The sequence below is a fragment of the Streptomyces sp. genome, assembly GCF_050698815.1.
Lineage (GTDB): Bacteria > Actinomycetota > Actinomycetes > Streptomycetales > Streptomycetaceae > Streptomyces.
This window is the reverse complement of sequence record NZ_JBOHCV010000614.1, coordinates 1-3,041: the sequence shown is the minus strand read 5'-3', so window position 1 is coordinate 3,041 and position 3,041 is coordinate 1. Positions and strand designations below refer to the sequence as shown.

Annotated in this window: 1 protein-coding gene; it reads right to left on the bottom strand. The window is 70.8% G+C overall.

The features are described from left to right. The coding region (pepN, locus tag ACRDP3_RS22240; RefSeq protein WP_431518760.1) for an aminopeptidase N at positions 1–2,563 on the bottom strand (2,563 nt) is incomplete at its 3' end. Positions 2,564–3,041: the final 478 nt, after the last annotated feature.

The following is a 3,041-nucleotide window of genomic DNA, read 5'->3' as shown; positions in this document are numbered from 1 at the left end:
GCGCACGCTCGACGCCCGCGCGGGACTCGGTGACCAGGCGGCGCAGTGCCGCGCTGGGCCCGGCCGACGCCAGCCAGGCGTCGGTCGCCTCGAGCGTCTGCCGGGACACCTGCAGCGTCGGGTAGAGCCCGACGGCGATCTGCTGCGCCATCTCGTGACTGCGCTCGTCCCAGATGTCCTTGACCACGGCGAAGTACTTCTCGCTGTAGGGGGCGAGCAGCTCCCGCTGGTCGGTCTGGAGGAAGCCGCTGATGACCGCCTCCTGCACGGCGTTGGGCAGTCCGGCGGTCGGGTCGGCCGCGCCGCTTCCCACCACCGACGCCCACGCCTCCGCCTTGGCCTCCGCCGTCGGGCGGGCGGCGCGGGCCAGCGCCGCGTGCCGTTCACCGGCCGAAGTGGCGTCGCGTTCCAGCTCGGCGGTGATCTCCTTCTCCCCCGCCTGACCGGTGGCGGCCAGCCGCTGGAGCAGCGTCCAGCGCAGCTCGGTGTCGACGGCCAGGCCCTCGATAGCCCCGGTACCGTCCAGCAGCCCCGCGAGCAGCGCCAGTTGGGCGTCCGTACGGGCCGTCGCGGCGAAGGCGCGCGCCCACGCGAGCTGGTGGTCGCTGCCGGGGGCGGCGGCCTTCAGCTGCTCCAGCGCGGCGTCCGACCAGCGCGTGAGCCCCGTCTCGCGCCAGGCCGGGGCGGCGTACAGGTCGAGCGCGAGCTTGACCTGCCGGTGCAGCGACTGCACCAGGCCGATGTCCGGCTCCTTGGTGATGCCGGACAGCACGAGGTCGAGGTAGTCGCGGGCGGGCAGTTCGGCGTCCCGCGTCATGTCCCAGGCGGAGGCCCAGCACAGCGCACGGGGCAGGGATTCGGTGAAGTCGCCGAGGTGCCGGGTGACGGTGGCCAGTGACTCGGGGTCGAGCCGGACCTTGGCGTAGGAGAGGTCGTCGTCGTTGAGCAGGATGACGGCCGGCCGCTTGCGGCCCACCAGGTCCGGTACCTCGGTGAGTTCGCCGTCGACGTCCAGCTCGATCCGGTCGGTACGGACGAGCTTGCCGCCCTGGAGTTCGTACGCCCCGACGGCGATCCGGTGCGGGCGCAGCGTCGGCTCGCCGGTGGCGCCGGCCGGGAGGGCGGGGGCCTCCTGGCGGATGGCGAAGGAGGTGAGGGTGCCGGCGGCGTCGGTCTCGATCTCGGGACGCAGCACGTTGATGCCCGCGGTCTCCAGCCACGCCTTGGACCAGGCGGTCAGGTCCCGCCCCGAGGTCTCCTCCAGCGCGCCCAGCAGGTCACTGAGCCGGGTGTTTCCCCAGGCGTGCCGCTTGAAGTACGCCTGCACGCCGGTGAAGAACTCGTCCATGCCGACGTAGGCGACGAGCTGCTTGAGCACGGACGCGCCCTTGGCGTAGGTGATCCCGTCGAAGTTGACCAGGACGTCGTCCAGGTCGTGGATCTCGGCCATGATCGGGTGGGTGGAGGGCAGTTGGTCCTGTCGGTAGGCCCAGGTCTTCATCTGGTTGGCGAAGCTGGTCCAGGCGTGCGGCCAGCGGCTGCCCGGAGCGTGCGCCATGCAGGCGACGGAGGTGTAGGTGGCGAACGACTCGTTCAGCCACAGGTCGTTCCACCACTCCATGGTGACCAGGTCGCCGAACCACATGTGGGCCAGCTCGTGCAGGATCGTCTCCGCCCGCGTCTCGTACGCGGCGTCCGTCACCTTGGAGCGGAAGACGTACTGGTCCCGGATGGTGACCGCGCCCGCGTTCTCCATCGCGCCCGCGTTGAACTCGGGCACGAAGAGCTGGTCGTACTTCGCGAACGGGTAAGGGTGGTCGAACTTCTCCTGGAACCAGTCGAAGCCCTGCCGGGTCACTTCGAAGATCGCTTCGGCGTCCAGGTGTTCCGCCAGCGAGGGACGGCAGTAGATGCCCAGCGGAACTCCGCGTCCCTCGCCCTCCCAGCTGCTGTGCACGGAGTGGTACGGGCCGACGATGAGGGCGGTGATGTAGGAGGAGATGCGCGGCGTCGGCTCGAACCGCCAGACCTTTCCGTGCTCCTTCCCCTGCGCGGGCTCGGGCGTCGGCGAGTTGGAAATCACCGTCCAGCCCTCCGGTGCCGTCACGGTGAACTGGAAGGTGGCCTTCAGGTCGGGCTGCTCGAAGCTGGCGAAGACCCGCCGCGCGTCCGGCACCTCGAACTGGGTGTAGAGGTATGCCTGCTGATCGACGGGGTCGACGAAGCGGTGCAGTCCCTCACCGGTGTTGGTGTACGCGCAGTCCGCGGTCACCACCAGCTCGTTCGCGCCCGCCACCAGCCCCGGCAGCGCGATCCGTGAGTCGGCGAAGACCTCGGCCGGGTCCAGCGCCCGGCCGTTCAGGGTGATCTCGTGCACCGCCGGAGCCACCAGGTCGATGAAGGAGGCGGCCGGCTCGGCCGCGTCGAAACGCACCGCCGTCCGCGAGCGGAAGGTCCCCCCGTCCTGCGCCCCGCTCAGATCCAGCTCGATCTCGTAGGAGTCCACGGCGAGCAGCTCCGCTCGTTCCCGGGCCTCCTCGCGTGTCAGATTCGTGCCAGGCACCTGGTGATCTCCCCACTCTCGCGAATCCCGCGTTGTCGTCGTTCGGCCATCCTTCCACGCGCCGGGGATGGGCGGGCGTGCACGCCGCCCGCACCCCGGCAGGTGAACGCGAGGTGAGCGGCCGGGCGCCGGCCGGCGAGCGGGGTGTGACTGGGGAACGGCCTTGTGATCCATGAACGGGGATGGGCTTGCCGCGTTCCGCCCGCGTTCAGCCGCTGGACACCCCCGATGCGAAACATCCCTGGTGAGGGGCTGGAACCGATGGTTCTGCCCTCGACGCTCGGGGTCGCGTTTCACACCAGGAGAGGCACGCGCATGCACCGCAGCAGCCGACTGCAGTCGTTTGTATTCGACCGCCGCACCCTGCTCGCCACCGGCGCCGCCGGTACCGCCGCCGGAATCGGGATGGGTCTCGGACTGAACGGCGGCTCGGCCAATGCCGGCCAGCACACCCCGGCGCGGGCCGCCGGTGCGGGCC